15 protein-coding genes and 1 tRNA gene are annotated in these 17838 nt (G+C 61.4%); 5 read left to right on the top strand and 11 right to left on the bottom strand.

What is annotated here, in order from left to right:
* Window positions 1–86 precede the first annotated feature (86 nt).
* Window positions 87–644, top strand: a complete 558-nt coding sequence (locus CCGE531_RS17085; protein ID WP_120665347.1) for an HNH endonuclease — start codon at window positions 87–89, stop codon at window positions 642–644.
* Between the two features lie 337 nt (window positions 645–981).
* Here the strand turns inward: CCGE531_RS17085 and CCGE531_RS17080 are convergent, their stop codons facing one another.
* From CCGE531_RS17080 to CCGE531_RS17055, 6 genes are all read right to left on the bottom strand, one after another.
* Entirely contained in the window at window positions 982–2049 is a 1068-nt protein-coding gene (locus CCGE531_RS17080) for an IS5 family transposase (RefSeq protein ID WP_162943911.1), read from the bottom strand.
* Window positions 2050–2180: 131 nt separating this feature from the next.
* Window positions 2181–2693, bottom strand: a complete 513-nt coding sequence (locus CCGE531_RS17075; RefSeq protein ID WP_120665344.1) for a disulfide bond formation protein B — start codon at window positions 2691–2693, stop codon at window positions 2181–2183.
* Between the two features lie 18 nt (window positions 2694–2711).
* Window positions 2712–3305 carry a YqaA family protein gene (locus CCGE531_RS17070; protein ID WP_120665341.1) on the bottom strand — a complete coding sequence of 198 codons (594 nt, stop codon included), beginning with the start codon at window positions 3303–3305 and terminating at the stop codon, window positions 2712–2714.
* Between the two features lie 145 nt (window positions 3306–3450).
* Complete coding sequence (locus CCGE531_RS17065) at window positions 3451–3912, bottom strand: hypothetical protein (RefSeq protein ID WP_120665338.1); 462 nt, start codon at window positions 3910–3912, stop codon at window positions 3451–3453.
* 174 nt (window positions 3913–4086) lie between these two features.
* A tRNA-Leu gene (locus CCGE531_RS17060) sits at window positions 4087–4171 on the bottom strand.
* 150 nt (window positions 4172–4321) lie between these two features.
* Window positions 4322–5620: an MFS transporter gene (locus tag CCGE531_RS17055; RefSeq protein WP_120665335.1), complete on the bottom strand. Its 1299-nt coding sequence runs from the start codon at window positions 5618–5620 to the stop codon at window positions 4322–4324.
* Window positions 5621–5856: 236 nt separating this feature from the next.
* Between CCGE531_RS17055 and CCGE531_RS17050 the strand changes: the two genes are divergently transcribed.
* Window positions 5857–6444, top strand: coding sequence for a TetR/AcrR family transcriptional regulator (locus CCGE531_RS17050; protein WP_120665332.1), 588 nt, complete (start codon window positions 5857–5859; stop codon window positions 6442–6444).
* A 7-nt stretch (window positions 6445–6451) separates the two neighbouring features.
* Here CCGE531_RS17050 and CCGE531_RS17045 read toward each other — a convergent pair whose 3' ends face one another.
* Both CCGE531_RS17045 and CCGE531_RS17040 read right to left on the bottom strand, forming a co-directional pair.
* The gene (locus tag CCGE531_RS17045) at window positions 6452–7246 is read right to left on the bottom strand and encodes a class I SAM-dependent methyltransferase (protein ID WP_120665329.1); all 795 of its coding nucleotides are present in this window, start codon (window positions 7244–7246) and stop codon (window positions 6452–6454) included.
* Window positions 7247–7474: 228 nt separating this feature from the next.
* The gene (locus CCGE531_RS17040) at window positions 7475–8455 is read right to left on the bottom strand and encodes an aldo/keto reductase (RefSeq protein WP_120665326.1); all 981 of its coding nucleotides are present in this window, start codon (window positions 8453–8455) and stop codon (window positions 7475–7477) included.
* A gap of 246 nt (window positions 8456–8701) precedes the next feature.
* Here CCGE531_RS17040 and lepB point away from each other — a divergent pair, with 246 nt between their 5' ends.
* Both lepB and CCGE531_RS17030 read left to right on the top strand, forming a co-directional pair.
* Window positions 8702–9646, top strand: a complete 945-nt coding sequence (gene lepB / locus CCGE531_RS17035; protein ID WP_120665324.1) for a signal peptidase I — start codon at window positions 8702–8704, stop codon at window positions 9644–9646.
* A 103-nt stretch (window positions 9647–9749) separates the two neighbouring features.
* A complete protein-coding gene (locus CCGE531_RS17030; RefSeq protein WP_120665322.1) occupies window positions 9750–11390 on the top strand; it encodes an AMP-binding protein in 1641 nt (546 codons plus the stop codon).
* Here CCGE531_RS17030 and CCGE531_RS17025 read toward each other — a convergent pair.
* Both CCGE531_RS17025 and CCGE531_RS17020 read right to left on the bottom strand, forming a co-directional pair.
* Complete coding sequence (locus tag CCGE531_RS17025) at window positions 11377–12648, bottom strand: GNAT family N-acetyltransferase (protein ID WP_120665319.1); 1272 nt, start codon at window positions 12646–12648, stop codon at window positions 11377–11379. The genes CCGE531_RS17030 and CCGE531_RS17025 overlap by 14 nt on opposite strands.
* 2 nt (window positions 12649–12650) lie before the next feature.
* Window positions 12651–14066 carry a lipopolysaccharide biosynthesis protein gene (locus CCGE531_RS17020; RefSeq protein ID WP_120665316.1) on the bottom strand — a complete coding sequence of 472 codons (1416 nt, stop codon included), beginning with the start codon at window positions 14064–14066 and terminating at the stop codon, window positions 12651–12653.
* Window positions 14067–14314: 248 nt separating this feature from the next.
* On the opposite strand from CCGE531_RS17020, the gene CCGE531_RS17015 reads away from it, so the two are divergent.
* A complete protein-coding gene (locus CCGE531_RS17015; protein ID WP_120665313.1) occupies window positions 14315–14944 on the top strand; it encodes a glutathione S-transferase family protein in 630 nt (209 codons plus the stop codon).
* A gap of 104 nt (window positions 14945–15048) precedes the next feature.
* Here the strand turns inward: CCGE531_RS17015 and secA are convergent, their stop codons facing one another.
* Window positions 15049–17769 carry a preprotein translocase subunit SecA gene (secA, locus tag CCGE531_RS17010; protein ID WP_120665310.1) on the bottom strand — a complete coding sequence of 907 codons (2721 nt, stop codon included), beginning with the start codon at window positions 17767–17769 and terminating at the stop codon, window positions 15049–15051.
* Window positions 17770–17838 lie beyond the last annotated feature (69 nt).

Genomic DNA, 17838 nt, shown 5'->3' with positions numbered 1-17838 from the left:
TACGCACTGAATTTATTCGACTTCACAATCCTGTAACAACCGGCCTAATATACAGGTGCAGATGGCGAATCGATCAGGAGGGTTCCTTGACGATTGCAGTTTCCCCGCAGTCCTTGCCAGCGCTCGTGTTGAACGCTGACTACAGACCGCTGAGTTACTATCCCTTGTCGCTCTGGTCCTGGCAGGACGCGATCAAGGCGGTCTTCCTTGACCGTGTGAATATCATTGCAGAATACGATCACAGCGTATCGTCGCCGAGCTTTTCGATGCGGCTGCCGAGCGTTGTCTGCCTGAAGACATATGTGCAGCCATCCCGCAATCCCGCCTTCACCCGGTTCAACGTCTTCCTGCGCGACCGGTTCGAATGCCAGTATTGCGGCTCTCATGACGACCTGACTTTCGACCACGTCATCCCGCGCGCCCATGGCGGCGAGACCACCTGGGAAAACGTGGTGGCCGCCTGTTCGCCCTGCAACCTGCGCAAGGGCAGCAAGCTGCCGAAGCAGGCCGGCATGTTCCCGGCGCAGAAGCCATACCAGCCGACGGTGCAAGACCTGCACAACAACGGCCGCCTGTTCCCGCCGAACTACCTGCACGACAGCTGGCTCGACTATCTCTACTGGGATTCGGAACTGCAGCCGTAAGGGTCACGTTGGCGGCTGCGCTCGAGGAGGGTGCGGCACCCCCCTCTGTCGCTCTCGCGACATCTCCCCCACAAGGGGGGAGATTGGTCACCTGCACCACTCCCTCACCTCAAGCAAGCATCGAGCAAGCTGCGATTTGCTGCTTGTTGTTTTATGGGGGTTACCAGCGGCAAACTCCCAACAATCTCCCCCCTTGTGGGATCGTTGCATAAACGAGAGCAGAGACACGGCCTAAGGGTTGGGGCGGAGTTTTTGGGTCCGCTATGTTGGTGAGCGGGCTGTTTTTAGGTGGCTGTTTTGGTTTTGAGCGGGTGGCGGACAGAGTCCGCCCCTCGGATTAGGCGGTCAGCGTCACCCAGCGGCGCATGTTGAAGGCGATTGCCGTCATCAGCACCTGGGCTTGCGCCTTGATCAGTCCGCGATAACGAATGACCGAAAGACCCATGCGGCGCTTCCATGTAGCAAAGGTCGTCTCGACGGCAGCGCGCCGGCGAGCGATCAGATCATTCAAGCGTTGCAGCTTCGGGGGCAGTGTGCGGTGATGTTTGTTGGGCCGGCGCATCAGCCGCGCCTTGATGCCCCTGGCCTTCAGCGTCTTCTCGCGGGCATGGGTATGATAAGCGCTGTCGGCCAATACCGCCTGTTCGTCACCGCAGATCAGATCATCGGCACAGACCGTATCGTTGACATTGGCCGGGGTGGTGATCAGCCGGCGCACCAGGCCCGAGCCCTCATCGACGCCGACATGGGCCTTGTAGCCATAGGACGAGCCCTGCCGGCCCTTGCGCCGCGTGAAACGGGCGTCCGGGTCGCTCAGCCTCACCGGCGGCACCGTGTCCACGCCATCGGCATCTCCCCCACGCTCGGCAATCTCCCGTCCGGGCTCCTGTCCGGGCTCCCGTCCCGGCTCCTGTCCAGGCAGGCGCCCCTTCGGCGGCCGAGCCGCTCCCGTCTCGATGATGGTGGCGTCCAGCATCGTGCCACGCCGCAGAATCAACCCGGCTTTGTCCAATTGACTGTCGAGTTCAGCAAACAGCGCCTCCAGCAGTCGCGCCTCGATCAGATGATTGCGGAACCGGCACAAGGTCGTGTGATCGGGAACAGTCTCTTCCAAGCTCAGGCCAACAAAGCGGCGGAACGACAGCCGATCATACAGCGCTTCTTCCAGCTCCATGTCCGACAGGCCGTACAGCGACTGCAAGAGCAGTGCCTTGAACATCATCAACGGTGGATAGGCCGGGCGGCCGGCAGCCGCATCATTGCGCAGCCGCTGCAGCACCTTCTCGAACCGGTACCATTTGACAAGACCCGATAACCGATCCAGACGCTGGTTGCCGCCACCGGCCGGCATCAACGCATCCACAAAACTGAACTGACCTGTCCGCTTCAGCACCATGACAATCATCCCCGTTCAATAACAGGGAATCATATCCACTCAATTTTGCAATAGTCCCCTTGTGGGGGAGATGTCCCGAAAGGGACAGAGGGGGGTATCAGAGCCACCTCCTCCGAGAGGGCCGTCGTTCGCCCAAAAAATCAACCAGCCTTCTTCGCCCCAACAAAAGCGATCGCCGCCAGGATCATGCTGGCGATCACATTCCATCCGGCCATGGACAGGCCGAGGACGCGCAGTGCCGCTTCCGTGCAGGAGGGCCCCTTGATGGTGTTCAGCTGACCGAGCAGGTCGCCGGCATTCTGCGTGACGCTGGCAGCCGAGGTGGAGCAGGTGGTTGGGCCTTCCCAGAAGTGCCATTCGACGCCTGAGTGATAGACGCCGATGCCGCCGCCGACAACCATCATCAGGCCGGCGATGATCAGCAGCCCGCGGGTGATCCAGGAGGGCAGGCCGGCGACCGCCGTCAGCACGGCGATGATGGCGACCGGGATGCCGTAATAATAGGGCTGGCGCTGCTCCAGGCAGAGCGCGCAGGGGATATAGCCGCCGATATACTGGAAGCCGAGCGCCGAGCCGATGACGACGATCATGCCGATCGTCAGCAGGGCGCCATAGCCGAGGCCGGCGCGGGGAGAAGGCGAAGTCGTGGACATGTGTTGAGGGCTCCTTGGTCAGCTCGCCAGGGCAAAATGGAAGATGCCATAGAGGGCGATGAGAACGACGGCGGCTACCATGGTGATCTGGCCGAGGCGCTTCTCGATGAAATGGCGGATGGATTCGCCATAGCGGCGCAAAAGGAAGGCCAGGAAGAAGAAGCGCGCGCCGCGGGCGACGATGGCCGAGACGATGAACAGGCCGAGATCGATATGAGCGACGCCGGAAAGGATCGTCACCACCTTGATCGGCGGCAGATGCGCGAGACCCGATGTGACGAGCAGCAGCAGGACCCATTCATAGGTGATGCCGGCGCTCATCTGGTTGAAGGCGTCGAGCTTGCCGTAGAATTCGAGGATCGGCTTGGCGATGGTCTCGAAGGCGTAATAGCCGAGCATCCAGCCGGCAATACCGCCGAGCACGGAGGCGACCGTCGCCGTCAGCGCGTAGCGCCAGGCGCGCTCGGGCCTCGCAAGCGACATCGGCAGGAAAAGCACGTCCGCCGGAACGAGGAAGACGGAGCTCTCGACGAAGGCGATAACGCCCAACCAGATTTCCGCCGATTTGCGGCCGGCAAGCGACATGGTCCAGTCGTACAGTCTACGAAGCATAAGGCCCCCTTTTTGCTGCGTTGCAAACCTTTAGGGGGCAGGATTATGGCTGTAAATGGTCGGGGACGTGCGGGAGCGGCAGAAAGGCAAAATTTTTCGTGATGGTGTGGGGTCTTGGGGATGGTGCTCGAATCGCAAACCGAGGTTACGGTTTTCGAGTCGATGAATCGTTCGGCACAATTCTTCTGATGATCAGATCCCAATTATCTGGATTGTCTGCTGTGGACTTCATGCGCGCGACACCAAACTTGCCTTTAGCCCTGCAGTTTATTGCCGTGACGCGGCCCTTCGCTGTCATGGTCAACTTGCAGAGGCCAGACGCTTTTAACGGAACTCCGGCGTAAATTTCGGTGACCTTGAAGGAACGTCCATCAATGATCGAACCCGCGAAGCTGAAGTCACCATTTGCGATTTTTGCGCCCACCGACATTTGTCGATGCTGCGGCCCTTCTATGGAATATACCAATCGACACGATTGCTTTGGAGCATCGCCGAATTTCACGAAACATGTTTGCGCGACGGACGCCTGATGTCGGGGCGCAGAAACGGCCTCGTCAAAGGCAAGCGAGGCAATCAAGATAGCGAAGATAGTGCAGGCTACATTCATGGCATGTCCCGTTTGCGAGCGGACTATGCCATTAATCGCGTTAAAGTCGAGCCCTTCAAGGGATCTGTACTCAAAATTAGCGACATGGTTGCGTTGCCGACGCAATGAGGTCGATTGACTGCGATGCACGACGGCATGTTTCAAGCCGATTAAAGTTTTGTCGATGGGATAAGATGGTGCCCCATGCCGGAGTCGAACCAGCACTTCTTTCGAAACTCGATTTTGAGTCGAGCGCGTCTACCAATTCCGCCAATGGGGCAACGGGGTACTGACGAGGCGGCTGTCTAGCATGTGATCGGCGGGGCGCGCAAGCCGGGGTCGGCAGATATTGCGAGTGTTTCCGCAGGGTTGCGGTTTGGCCCATGGCGTCGGTGGACGCCATGGGCTTTTTGCTCTTTCCGGGCTCGGTTTAGTGCGCCATGGCCGGGCCCTTGGTGGTGGCGCCGGACTTTTGCAGGGTGATCGCCAGGATCGCGGCGAGCAGGCAGAAGGCGCCGGCGACGAAGAAGGCGGGCAGGTAGGTGTTCAGCTCCGTGCGGGTCAGGCCGGCGCCATAGGCGGCGGTGGCCGCACCCAGCTGGTGGCCGGCGAAGACCCAGCCGAAGACGAGCCCGGCCTTTTCGCGGCCGAAGCGGTCGGCGGCAATCTTGACGGTCGGGGGCACGGTGGCGATCCAGTCGAGGCCATAGAAGACAGCGAAGATCGACAGGCCGTAGAAGGTGAAGTCGCTGAAGGGCAGGTAAACCAGCGACAGGCCGCGCAGTCCGTAATACCAGAAAAGCAGCCAGCGATTGTCGAAGCGGTCGGAGAGCCAGCCGGAGCCGATCGTGCCGAAGAAATCGAAGATGCCCATGACGGCGAGCACGCTGGCGGCCGCCACCGGCACGATACCGAAATCGCCGCAGAGGGTGACGAAGTGCGTCTGGATGAGCCCGTTAGTCGACAGGCCGCAGATGAAGAAGGTGGCAAAGAGGATCCAGAAGGTCGAGGTCGTGGACACCTCCCGCAGGATCGACAGGGGCGAGGCGAGCGCGGCCTTCAGGTTCTTCGTGGGCGGCGGCGGAGGTGTGATGTGGATCTCGCCGACCAGCGGCAGGTTGACGTCCGAGGGGCGGTCACGCATCAGGAGCAGCACGATGAGGGCGGCGACAGCGATCATGCCGCAGACGAAGATCACGGTGGTGCGCCAGCCGTAGCGCGTCGTCAGCTCCGCCATCAGCGGCAGGAAGACGAGCTGTCCCGTCGCCGAGCTGGCGGACAGCATGCCGATGACGAGGCCGCGATGCTTGGTGAACCAGCGCGTCGACACGGTTGCGGCGAGCACCATGGCTGTGAGGCCGGTGCCGAAGCCGATGATGATGCCCCAGCACAAAAGCAGCTGCCAGACCTCGGTCATGAAGAGCGAGCCGATGAAGCCGACGGCGATGGTCGCCAGCGCGAAGACGATGACCTTGCGTACGCCGAAATAGTTCATGAAGGCGGCGGCGAAGGGACCCATCAGGCCGAACAGCAACAGCCGCACGGCGAGCGCCGAGGAGATGGACGACGTGCTCCAGCCGAACTCGTCCTCCAGCGGCTTGATGAGCACGCCGGGCGCGCCCATGGCGCCGGCGGTGACCAGCATGGTGAGGAAGGTGGCGCCGACGACGACCCATCCGTAATGGATGTTGCGCCGGGCGAGCGTCGAAGCAAGGGCAGTTGAGACCATGAGGTGCGTTCCGATAAGGTTGCGTGTCTTGGCGTCAGGATCGGGAGAGCTTGTGAAAACGCTTGATGATGGATGGGCGAGGGTACCGTGTCCACTTCTAGCGCCAAGCCGTCCTCCCGGCTTGAACGTTTGTGTAAAGGCATTTACATGATTGCTATCATATTTGTTGCGTATTGATGATGCTCATCATATAAATTGTCAATGCAGATTTATTGATGCTCTGATGGAGTTTTTTGATGAGAGTGAGCCGGGAGAAATTCGCCGAGAATCGCGAGAAGATCCTTGCCGTGGCGGGCGAGCTCTTTCGCGAGAAGGGTTTCGACGGCATCGGCGTCGCCGAGATCATGAAGGCGGCCGGGCTCACGCATGGCGGCTTCTACGGCCATTTCGATTCGAAGGACGAGCTCGCCTCCGAGGCGAGCAAGGCGCTGGTGGCGCGCTCGCTGGAGCGCTGGAAGGAAGTGGCGGCAAGCTCGCCCGATCAGCCGCTGGAAACGCTGCTTGCCCACTATCTCTCGCATCGCAACGTCGTCGAGCATGCGACCGGCTGCGTCTTCGCGGCACTGACGCAGGAGGTCAGCCGCCATGGTCCCGAGATGCAATCCACCTTCACCGGCGGCCTGATGGGGCTGGTCGAGGTACTGGAAGAGATCGTTCCCGGCGAAACGCCGGAGGAGCGCCGTCGCAAGGCTTTTGCCAGCCTCTCGGCCATGGTCGGCGCCGTCGTCCTGGCGCGGGCGATGGACAATTCCGAGCTGTCGCAGGAATTCCTGTCTGCGACCCGGCGGGAGCTGTCGCCGCCGCCAAGTGAAAGCAACGGCTGATCCCGATCTATTCGCGGAAGGCGAGCAGCCCGTTCGCCTCGACGATCTCCTTGAATTTGCCGTCGGGCGCGACCGCCAGCAGTTCGGCGCGCAGGGCCGCTTCGAAATCGGCCGCCTTGTCGCCGAGCGCCTGTGGCGAGGTCGACGACATCGAGAAGATGCGGCCGACGATCTCCTCGATATCCCTGGTGTATTCCGAGATGATGCCGATGCGTTCGAGATTGCGGAAAGGGGAGGCGAGCAGCATGGCTTCATGCGGTGCCCATTCCCTGCTTTGGCGCATCTGCCGCTCCGCGCTGCGCTCGGGTGAATAGGTTTCCATCAGCGGCTCAAGAATGCCGCGCCAGTTCGGCTCCGCCAGGATGCCCTTATCGTGGAAGAGGACGACCGCGCCGCCGGGCTCGATCAGCCTATCCAGCGCTTCGAGCGTTGCCGGCCTATCCATCCAATGGAACGAGCGGCCCATGATGCAGAGGTGCAGAGGGCCGATATCGGAGCCGAGATCGTAGGAGGAGCCCTGCCGGATGGTGATATCGACGCCGGCCTTGCGCGCGCCGGCCTCGACTTCGGCAAGCATTTCCGGCTCCGGATCCATGGCGGTGACGGCCGCGCCCTGTAGCCGCGCAAACGCGATACCGAGCTGGCCGGGGCCGCAGCCGAGATCGAGCACATGGCCACCGGGCTTCAGGCCGCTGCGCTCAGCAATGCGGGTAATCAGCCTGTCGGGATAGGGGATGCGATAACGCAGGTAATAGGCCGCGGTCGACTGAAAGCGCCGCGCTTCGAAGGGAACCGTGATCATCAGATACCATCCTCGGGGTAGGGAACCCTGACCTGCTAAGCCTCAACTGTGACCGGTTCGTGAACTTCCCCACCAACCCCTTCTCCCCTCGGGGAGAAGGAACTTGCGGCGCCGATGTGCCTCAAAATGCGATTGCCCTGCTGCATATGCGGGGAGAGGGTTGGGGCGAGGGACCAAGCACGTAGCTGCGGCATCGCCAGCCCAACCTGACCAGCCCCAATTCTCCGATCACTTGAACCCGGCAACCCCGTGCGGGACATAGGGGCTCTCCAGCGCCTCGATTTCTTCCGGCGTCAATTTGATCTCCAGGGAGGCGACGGCATCGGTGATGTGGCCGGGCTTGGAAGCGCCGATGATCGGCGCGGTGACGGCGCTCTTCTGCAGGATCCAGGCGGTCGCCACCTGCGCGCGCGGGATGCCGCGCGCCTTGGCAATGGTGCCGACGGCATCGACGATCTTGCGGTCGGCTTCCAGCGCCTGGGTGTAGAGCGTCTTGCCGAATTCGTCGGATTGCGTGCGGGCCGTCGCCTCATCCCAATCGCGGGTAAGCCGGCCGCGGGCGAGCGGGCTCCAGGGGATGACGGCGATCTTCTGATCCTCGCAGAAGGGCAGCATCTCACGCTCCTCCTCGCGATAGAGCAGGTTCAGATGGTCCTGCATGCTGACGAATTCGGTCCAGCCGTTGAGGCGAGAGGTGTAGATCGCCTTGGCGAACTGCCAGGCATACATGGAGGAGGCGCCGATATAGCGGGCCTTGCCGGCCTTGACGACATCATGCAGCGCTTCCAGCGTCTCCTCGATCGGCGTCGTATAGTCCCAGCGATGGATCTGGTAGAGATCGACATAATCGGTGCCGAGGCGGCGCAGGCTGTTGTCGATCTCATCGAAGATCGCCTTGCGCGAGAGGCCGGCACCATTGGGGCCGGGGCGCATGCGGTTGAAGACCTTGGTGGCGAGCACGATATCGTCGCGGCGGGCGAAATCCTTGATGGCGCGCCCGACGATCTCCTCCGAGGAGCCGTTGGAATAGGTGTTGGCCGTATCGAGGAAATTGATGCCGGCCTCGATCGCCTGGCGCAGCAGCGGCCGGCTTTCCTCCTCCTTCAACGACCAGGCATGTGTGCCCTTGTCGGGATCGCCATAGGTCATGCAACCCAGGCAGATGCGTGAGACTTCCAGACCGGTCCGGCCAAGCTTTACGTATTCCATCGCTATTCTCCATCTTGTTATGGATATCCGGTGGGCAAGGGCTTCCGCCTCGCTTGGGAAGAGGAATGATATTGTATCACACGGAGATTAGCAGGGCAGGGCTTTGCCGATAGCTCAATAATTCGCGGTTGCTCGAAAAGCTGCCGCGGATCGACGCGGGTCTAGCTTGGGGATTGTCATATCTCGACAATTCAAATGCAGTTACTGGTTGTGTAACTATAGCGCCTCATCAATTTGAGGCTTTCCATGCGTTTTTTCCGCTTCTTCCACGACCGCCGTCCGCTCGCCGCCGCTGTCATCGGCCTGCTTCTGGGACCTGCCATCGTCACGGCCTATCTTGGCCGGGGACGTATGGCGATAGCCTATCTGTTGGTTACCAACCTTGTCGGCTTTCTGGTTATTCTTGCAATGCCTCAGCTCGCATTGGCCGCGGCTGCTGGTTTGGTAGCCGTTCCTTTCAATTTGGTCGGTTGTGTTCATGGCTATTGGTTGGCGCGGGGAGGGGGCGCTGCCTGGCAACATCGATGGTTCGCGCGTTGGTACAATATAGCGCTGGTTTTTTGGCTTTTTCCCATCGCCGTCGCATTCTTCATTCGGGCATTCATTGTCCAACCGTTTTCGATCCCCTCTAGTTCGATGATGCCGACGCTTATGCCCGGCAGCTACGCTTTCGTGACGAAGTTCAATTATGGCTATGGTCGCTACTCTTTCCCGTTTAGACCCGATTGGCTGCCGCCGAAATTGTTCGGGCCTAAGCCACAGCGAGGGGATGTCGTCATCCTCGCGCCTCCGGCCACACCGAACGTGGACTACGCGAAGCGTGTTATCGGGCTTCCCGGTGACCGCATCCAGATGAAAAACGGAATTGTTTTCATTAATGGACAGGCGGTGCCGCGCGATGACGAGGGTACCATCGTGACGAACTATGGTCTGGATCGTGGCGAATTCCCCGTTTTCGGCGAGGTGCTGGACAACGGGGTTCGCTATCGGACTTTGGATGAATCGCCCAACTCGCGGGGGGACAACACAGGCGAGTATTCAGTGCCTGCAGGTTATTATTTCGTCCTGGGTGACAATCGCGACAATTCCAACGATAGCCGCTTCGATGTCGGCTTCGTGCCTGAGGCGAATATCTATGGCAAGTTTTGGCTGGTGTTTCGCTCCGAAGAAGGGTGGTCCTTCGTGCACTAAATGACGGTGACCTGGCAGGGTGGGTATCGGCAATCTCAAATGTTTCCTTGAACCCTGCGGGCGACAGGTGTTAGCTGCACCGCACAATTTTCTGGAACTGCGCATGAAATTGCCCCCGCGTGATACTTATGAAGCCCTCTATTGCGACTTTCGTTGGGAAATTCCGGCGAAATTCAACATAGGATATGCTGTCTGCGATGCCTGGGCCGAGCGTGAGCCCGATCGGGTCTGCCTCCAGCATTTCGATCCCGACGGCAATCACTGTTCCATGACCTACGGCGAGTTGCGCGATCGTTCGGCCTCTTTCGCCAATGCGCTTGTCGCTCTCGGCGTGCGTCGCGGAGATCGGGTGGCGCTGCTGTTGCCGCAGAGTTTCGAGACGGTCGTGGCGCATGTGGCGATCTACAAGATGGGGGCGATCGCCCTGCCGCTGGCTTTGCTGTTCGGCGGCGAGGCGCTGGAATACCGGCTGAAGGCGGCCGGGGCATCGGCCATCGTCACCAACCGGTTCGGCCTCGAGCGGCTGCGTTCGATCAGGCACCGGCTGCCGGAACTTGCGCAAGTGATCAGCATTGACGGCGCCGAGGATGGCGTCGCCGGCTTTGCCGATCTGGTCGCGGCGCATCCGCCCTTGTTCGAGGTGGCCGACACCGGCCCGGACGACCCCGCATTGATGATTTTCACCTCGGGCACGACCGGGCCGCCCAAGGGTGCTCTGCATGGCCATCGTGTGTTGCCGGGGCATATTCCGGGTATGCAGTTCGCCCATGAGGGCTTTCCGCAGGCTGGCGACCGGCTCTGGACGCCGTCGGACTGGGCCTGGGCCGGCGGGCTCCTGAATGCGTTGCTGCCGAGCCTGATGCTCGGTGTCCCCGTCGTTTCCTCGCCGGCGCAGAAGTTCGATCCGCATATGGCCTTCCGCATCACGGCCGAGATGGAGGTGCGCAATGCCTTCATCCCGCCGACGGCGCTGCGGCTCTTGAAGGCCGTGGACAATCCGCGCGCCCATTATGATCTCAAGCTTCGCACCATCGGGTCGGCCGGCGAGGCGCTCGGCCGGGAGACCTTCGAATGGGTGCGGTCGGCGCTCGGTGTCAGCGTCAACGAATTCTTCGGTCAGACGGAGTGCAATTTCGTGCTCTCTTCCAGCGAGGCCTTCGGCGTCAGCCGCGCCGGCGCGACCGGCAAGCCCGTGCCTGGCCATCGTGTCGCGATCGTCGATGCCGATGGCGTCGAAGTTCCGGTTGGGGAGAGCGGGCAGATCGCGATCAAGCGGCCCGATCCGGTGATGTTCCTCGGCTACTGGCAGAACGAGGCGGCAACTGAGGCGAAATTTGCCAATGACTGGCTGCTGACCGGCGATATCGGCCGGCAGGATGCGGATGGTTACATTTCCTTCGTAGGGCGCGACGATGACGTCATCACCTCGTCGGGCTATCGCATCGGCCCGAGCGAGATCGAGGATTGCCTTGGCGGCCATCCGGCCGTGCAGCTTGCCGCGGCAGTGGGCAAACCGGATGCGGTTAGAACGGAAATCGTCAAGGCTTACGTCGTTCTCGTGCCTGGCCGTGAGCCGAGCGAAGCACTGGCGGCCGAGATCCGCGAGTGGGTGAAGACCCGGCTTTCCATGCATGAATATCCGCGCGAGATCGAATTCGTCGATGCGCTGCCGCTGACGACCTCGGGCAAGGTGATCCGCCGCCTGCTGCGCGAGCGGGCGATGGCTGAAGTTAGCGCTTCGTAAGCGACAGGATCTTTTCGCGCAGCAGTTTCGCCATGTTGCGGGTGCTGCGGTACATGTGCAGTTGCGTGGTTACCTGGCGGACATCGCGGTCGCCGTTCGGCGTCAGGCCGACGATCAGCGTGCCCATGTCCTCGCGCTCATGCCAGAAGCGGCTCATGATCGGATGGTCCGGCACGGCGCAGGAATCGGAGCGGACGACGTTGGCATCGTCGAGATGCCATTCCGTCAGTTCGCCCATCAGCAGCTTGCCCGGCGAAAAGCGGGCATAGGCCTCGTCATAGGCGGTCTTCCACGTATAGGCTTCGCCACCCATCATCAGCACGATCATCGAGGCGATGGCCTTGCCGTCGAGGTCGATGGTGTGGATACGCACCGCATCGATGGCCGCAAGATTGGAGATCGCTTCGCGGGCGAAGGCGGCATGATGGCGATCGGTGACGAGAGCCGACCGCTTCTTGCCCTTCCAGCCGCTCGCCTCGATCGCCAGGAACTCTTCCATGCGCGTGTGTACGTCGCCCGGCTGACGCGCGACGCTGTAGCTGATCTCGCCCTCATTTTCCAACAGCCGCCATTGCCGGCGCATTTCGCGCAAATGCGCGCTGGAGATCGCCCGCTTGAGATAGGCGAGCGCGTCGTCGTTGCTCTGAAGCATCGGGCGCTGGAAAGGATTGGCAACCGCGATGGGCAGGTTCCGGCCGATGGCGATGGCTTTCGCCATCTGAACGAAGCGGCCATTCAGGCGCACATCCGGCAGCACGAGCGTCGTCGGCAGGCGCAGGTCCTGCCGGGAGAGCGCTTCGAAAAGATTATCGAGGCTCTCGCCGGCATCCTCGGCATCGAGCAGCGGCGTGCCGAGCGGGCCGAAGGAGTTCGACCAGACGCGGATGATCGAGGGGCCGATCGCAAAGCCCGGCTTGTCGACGGTGAAGGGCATCAGCAGGCGGATGCGGCTGCGCGTGCTGCTGTTGTCGCGCATCAGCGCCAGGCGCACCTGCCGGTCCTCGAGGCGCGGCATGGCGGGCGCCAGGAAGCGCCCGGAGAAGAAGACGTTCGGCTCCATGGCGCGGTTGGACAGGAAGTCCAGCTCGTCCTGCAGCTCGTAGCCGAGCTTGCCCGGATAGAGGCAGAGTTCGCGGCCGGCGCGGCCGATCTCGACCCGGGCCTCGGCCTTCGGCGTTTCGAAATGCAGCGCTGCGAGCGTGTGCGTCAGTGCGTTCACCTGGCTGTCGGTGCTTTCGGTGTAGGGAGGGCGTGCCATGATCAGAGAGCCCTCGTTGCCGGTGGCGTTGCGGGGCGCCGGATGAGGGCGAACAGGGTGATGCCGAGCGCGTGGCGGACGGCGATGTGCAGAAGCAGCGCCTCGACCGCCATGGCGGCGGCGCCGGCAATGGCTGCCCCTTCAATGCCGAGATGCGGGATGAGGATAGCGTTCAGGCCGATATTGGTGACGAGTGCCGCTGCATAGAGATAAACGCAGAGCATCTGCTTGTCGGCCATGGTCAGGAGCACTTCGGCGGGACCAACCAATGCCCTCGCGAGGATCCCGGCAAGCAGGATCGCCATGACGATCTGGCCATCGGTGAAGGCGGCGCCGAAGAGCGACAGCAAGAACTGACCCGCGGCCAGGACGGCGAGGCCGACGGCGAGTGCCGGAAAGAAGGTCCAACGCGTTGCATCGGCGGCGAAGGCGGCAAGCTTGCTTCGGTCACCTTCCGCCAGGATGGCGGCAAAACGCGGGCCGATCGCGGCCTTGACGGCGAAATAGACGAAGTGAACCAGCGCCATGGTTTTGGCGGCGGCAAAATAGACGGCGACCTGATCCGGATCGAGGAAGATCCCGACCACCACGACGTCGGAATTGGTGAGGAGGTAGCCCACGCCTTCGACAAGAAAGATCGGAAAGGCGACGGCGAACCACGCGTTGAATTCCGTGGCTTTCGGGCCGCCGGGATAATGGCGGCGCAGGCGGAGAGTCACAACCAGATATTGCAGCAGCACGCTGGTAAAGGCACCGGCCAGGGCTGCCGTCATGGCCGTGACCGCATCGCGCGGCGCTCCCGCAAGGACGGCTGCGACCATAAAGAGCAATATCAGCGTTGGACGGATCAGGAAGGTTGGGCTCAGGGCCATGACCGGCCAGTGCTTTGCACGCGCCGTCCCATCGAGAACATCACCCAGGGCGATCATCGGCACGGCGATCAGCCCGAGGAAGATCGGCAGGATGTAATAATCTTCGATCATGCCGCGGAAGACATAGATCAGGAATGCGCCGATCAGTGCCAGCGTGCCGGAGACGGCCACCACGAACAGGCGCGCCGTGGCGTTCAGGCCGCGAATGGCATCGTGATTGCCGCTGGCATCGTACTGCGGCAGGAAGCGGATGATGGCGGTCGGGAAGCCGAGACAGGCAAGATTGCCGAAAAGGATCATCAACACCCAGACGAAAACGAAAACGCCGTATTCGAACCGGCCCATCAGGCGGGCAAGGATGATCTGCGACAGGAAGGCGAGGGCGGCGCCCGCGATGCGGATCGTGAAGGCGATCAGCGCCATGCGCTGTGAAGCGGCCTTTTCGTCCTGCCCGGCAAAGAGGGCAGCGAGTTTGCGCAGATACGGCGATAGCGCGGTCCGCAATGCGGACGGCAACATTCTCTCCGCTGTTTGAAAGACCGCCATGATCGATACGCAATACTTTAAGTATGATCCCAACCTCGCGGTAGTCTTGGCAGAGGAGGGTTAAGAATAGGTTCTTCCGGCCTGCAAAAATCATCCGTAAGCTGCGAAGAATTGCCCGCCGAGGGAATTCGAGGCAACCTTGGGATGCGGCGGGTCTCATGGCTATGATGTCGCGCTCCCGCCGCAGGAAACGGGTGGCGGACATTTAGCCGAGATGTAGAATCGATCGCGTGCCAACGGAGGATCCCATGCTCACGCTCCACGATTACCTGCCATCGCAGAATGGCTGGAAGGCCAGGGTACTGTTCGGGCTGCTTGATATTCCATACCAAACCCGCCAGGTGTCGATTTTCGAAGGCGAGGGGCGCACGGATGCCTTTTTCGCTCTCAATCCCGCTGGCGGTATTCCCGTTCTCGAACTGGAGGATGGGCGCACGATCGCCGAATCGAACGCGATCCTCACTTATGTCGCCGAAGGCACACGATTTCTGCCGACAGACCGCTATCGGCGCGCCAAGGTCATGCAGTGGCTGTTCTTCGAGCAATATCACGTCGAGCCGGTCATCGGCACGCTGCGCTTCTGGACCTTGACGGGACGGCTCGAACTCAATGCCGTCATGACGGAGGCCAAGCGCGCGGGCAGCCTTCGTGCGCTTGCGGCGCTCGAGCGTGGACTGAAGACCACGCCGTTCCTCGCCGGAGATGAGTTTTCGATCGCGGATATAGCAATTTATGCTTATGCCCATCGGGCTGCGGATTGCGGCTTTGCTCTCGCCGATTATCCAGCGCTCACGGCATGGTTCGATCGGGTGCTTGATGTCATCGGCCCCGGCTATCCGATCCATCTCTACAGCGAAGATCCGCATTCCGCTATCTGAGCTCGATGGGCCGCTGCCGCCTTAGCTTGGCGCAATCCTTGACGTCGGAAAACAAAAATGCCGCCAAACGGCGGCATTTTGTCGTTGCTATCAGCCAATGAGGCTCAGACGACTTCGCTGCTTTCGAAGGCGCCGTGGCAGTGCTTGTACTTCTTGCCGGAGCCGCAGGGGCATGCCTCGTTGCGGCCGACGCGGCCCCAGGTCGCCGGATTGCGCGGGTCGCGATTTTCCGGCGCTGTCGCGCTTTCGCTCGCAAGAGCGAACGGGGAGAATTCGTCCTCGCCGGTCGTCGCGTCGATATGACGGGCCTGCATCGGCGGCGTTTCCGGCTCGGCCGGCTGCTGTACGAGTTCGACGCGAGAGAGCTGGGCTGTCACGGCCTGGCGCAGGTTGTTCAAGAGTGCCTGGAACAGCTCGAAAGCCTCGGCCTTGTATTCCTGCAGCGGATCGCGCTGGGCGTAGCCTCGGAAGCCGATAACCGAACGCAGGTGGTCGAGATTGACGATGTGTTCGCGCCAGAGATTGTCCAGCGTCTGCAGCACGATGGAGCGCTCGACATAGGTCATGATCTCGGGGCCGAAGCGCTCGGCCTTTTCGGTCGCTGCCTTCTCGGCGGCTTCCGTCAGGCGTGCGCGGATGTCGTCCTCGGCGATGCCTTCTTCCTTGACCCAGTCATGAACCGGCATGTCGAGATCGAAGAAATTGGCGACGCCAGTCTTCAGGCCTTCGGCATCCCACTGTTCGGCATAGGCGCGCTCGGGAATATGCTTCGAAACGAGATCCTCGATGACATCGTGGCGCATATCGCCGACGGTTTCGGTGAGGTCCGTCGCGTCCATCAGCTCGACGCGCTGCTCGAAGATGACCTTGCGCTGGTCGTTCAGCACGTCGTCGTACTTCAGAACGTTCTTGCGGATATCGAAGTTGCGGGCTTCGACCTTTTTCTGGGCGCGTTCCAGAGCCTTGTTGATCCAGGGATGGACGATGGCCTCGCCTTCCTTGAGACCCAGCTTCTGCAGCATGCCGTCCATGCGGTCGGAGCCGAAGATGCGCATCAGGTCGTCCTGGAGCGACAGGTAGAATTTCGAGCGGCCCGGGTCGCCCTGACGGCCGGAACGGCCGCGAAGCTGGTTGTCGATACGGCGGCTTTCATGGCGCTCGCTGGCGATGACATAGAGACCGCCGGCGGCAAGCGCCTGCTGCTTCAGCTCCTTGATTTCCTCGGCGATCCTGGCAATGGCCGCATCGCGCTCGGGGCCAGGCTCAACTTCGTGCAGGTCGCGCTCGACGCGCATTTCGAGGTTGCCGCCAAGCTGAATGTCGGTACCGCGTCCCGCCATGTTGGTGGCAATCGTGACGGTGCCGGGAACGCCGGCCTGGGCGACGATGTAGGCTTCCTGCTCGTGATAGCGGGCGTTCAGCACCTGGAAGTCGGAGAAGCCGCGCTTGCGCATGAGATCGGCGAGAAGTTCGGATTTCTCGATCGACGTCGTGCCGACCAGCACGGGCTGGCCGCGCTTATGCGCATCAAGAATCTCGTTGATGATGGCGTTGTACTTCTCGGTATGCGTACGATAGACCTCGTCGTCCTCGTCGATACGCTGGATCGGCAGGTTGGTCGGCACTTCGATGACGTCGAGACCGTAGATGTTGCCGAATTCTTCCGCTTCCGTCGCCGCCGTACCAGTCATGCCGGCAAGCTTACCGTACATGCGGAAATAATTCTGGAAGGTGATCTGCGCCAACGTCTGGTTTTCCGGCTGGATCTGCACGTGTTCCTTGGCTTCCAGGGCCTGATGCTGGCCGTCGGAATAGCGGCGGCCCGGCATCATGCGGCCGGTGAATTCGTCGATGATGACGACTTCACCGTTGCGGACGATATAGTCCTTGTCGCGCTGGAACAGCTTGTGCGCCTTGAGCGCGTTGTTGATGTGATGGACGATCGCGACGTTTTCGATGTCGTAGAGCGATTCACCCTTCAACAGGCCGGCGTCGTTCAGCATGTTTTCCAGCTTCTCGGTGCCGTCTTCGGAGAAGTTCGCCGAGCGCTGCTTTTCATCGATCTCGTAATCGTCCTTCGACAGGCGCGGGATGAAGGCGTCGATCGTGGTGTAGAGATCGGAACGATCGTCCAGCGGGCCGGAGATGATCAGCGGCGTGCGCGCCTCGTCGACGAGGATCGAGTCCACTTCGTCGACGATCGCGAAGTTGTGGCCGCGCTGGACCATCTGGGCGCGCTCGTATTTCATATTGTCGCGCAGATAGTCGAAGCCGAGCTCGTTGTTGGTGCCGTAGGTAATGTCGCAGGCATAAGCGTCGTGGCGCTCTTCGTCCGACAGGCCGTGGATGATGACGCCCGTCGTCAGGCCGAGGAAGCCGTAAAGGCGGCTCATCGTGGCGCTGTCGCGCTGTGCCAGATAGTCGTTGACGGTAACGACATGCACGCCCTTGCCGGCCAGCGCGTTCAGATAGACCGGCAGCGTCGCAACGAGGGTCTTGCCTTCACCGGTCTTCATTTCGGCGATGGCGTTGGAATGGAGGATCATGCCGCCGACAAGCTGCACGTCAAAAGGCCGCATGCCGAGAACCCGGCGCGACGCTTCGCGGGCAACAGCGAAGGCGGGCACGAGAAGATCGTCGAGCGCCTTGCCGTCTGCGAGCTGCTGGCGGAACTCAACCGTCTTGGCGGCCAGAGCTTCATCGGACAGCGCCTGCATCTGCTGCTCGAGCGCATTGATTGCGTCTACTTGCGGCTGGAACGATTTGACCCTGCGGTCGTTGGACGAGCCGAACAACTTGCGGGCAATTCCACCTAGGCTGACCATGTGACTGGTCCTTTCTGAGATTTCATCCGGCCGTTTTCTGCTTTGCTCCTTCCCGAAAAAAACGGGAGT

Origin of the sequence: Rhizobium sp. CCGE531 (genome assembly GCF_003627795.1) — a bacterium.
GTDB lineage: Bacteria > Pseudomonadota > Alphaproteobacteria > Rhizobiales > Rhizobiaceae > Rhizobium.
The sequence above is the reverse complement of the archived record's forward strand: the minus strand, read 5'-3'. Positions and strand labels throughout refer to the sequence as shown.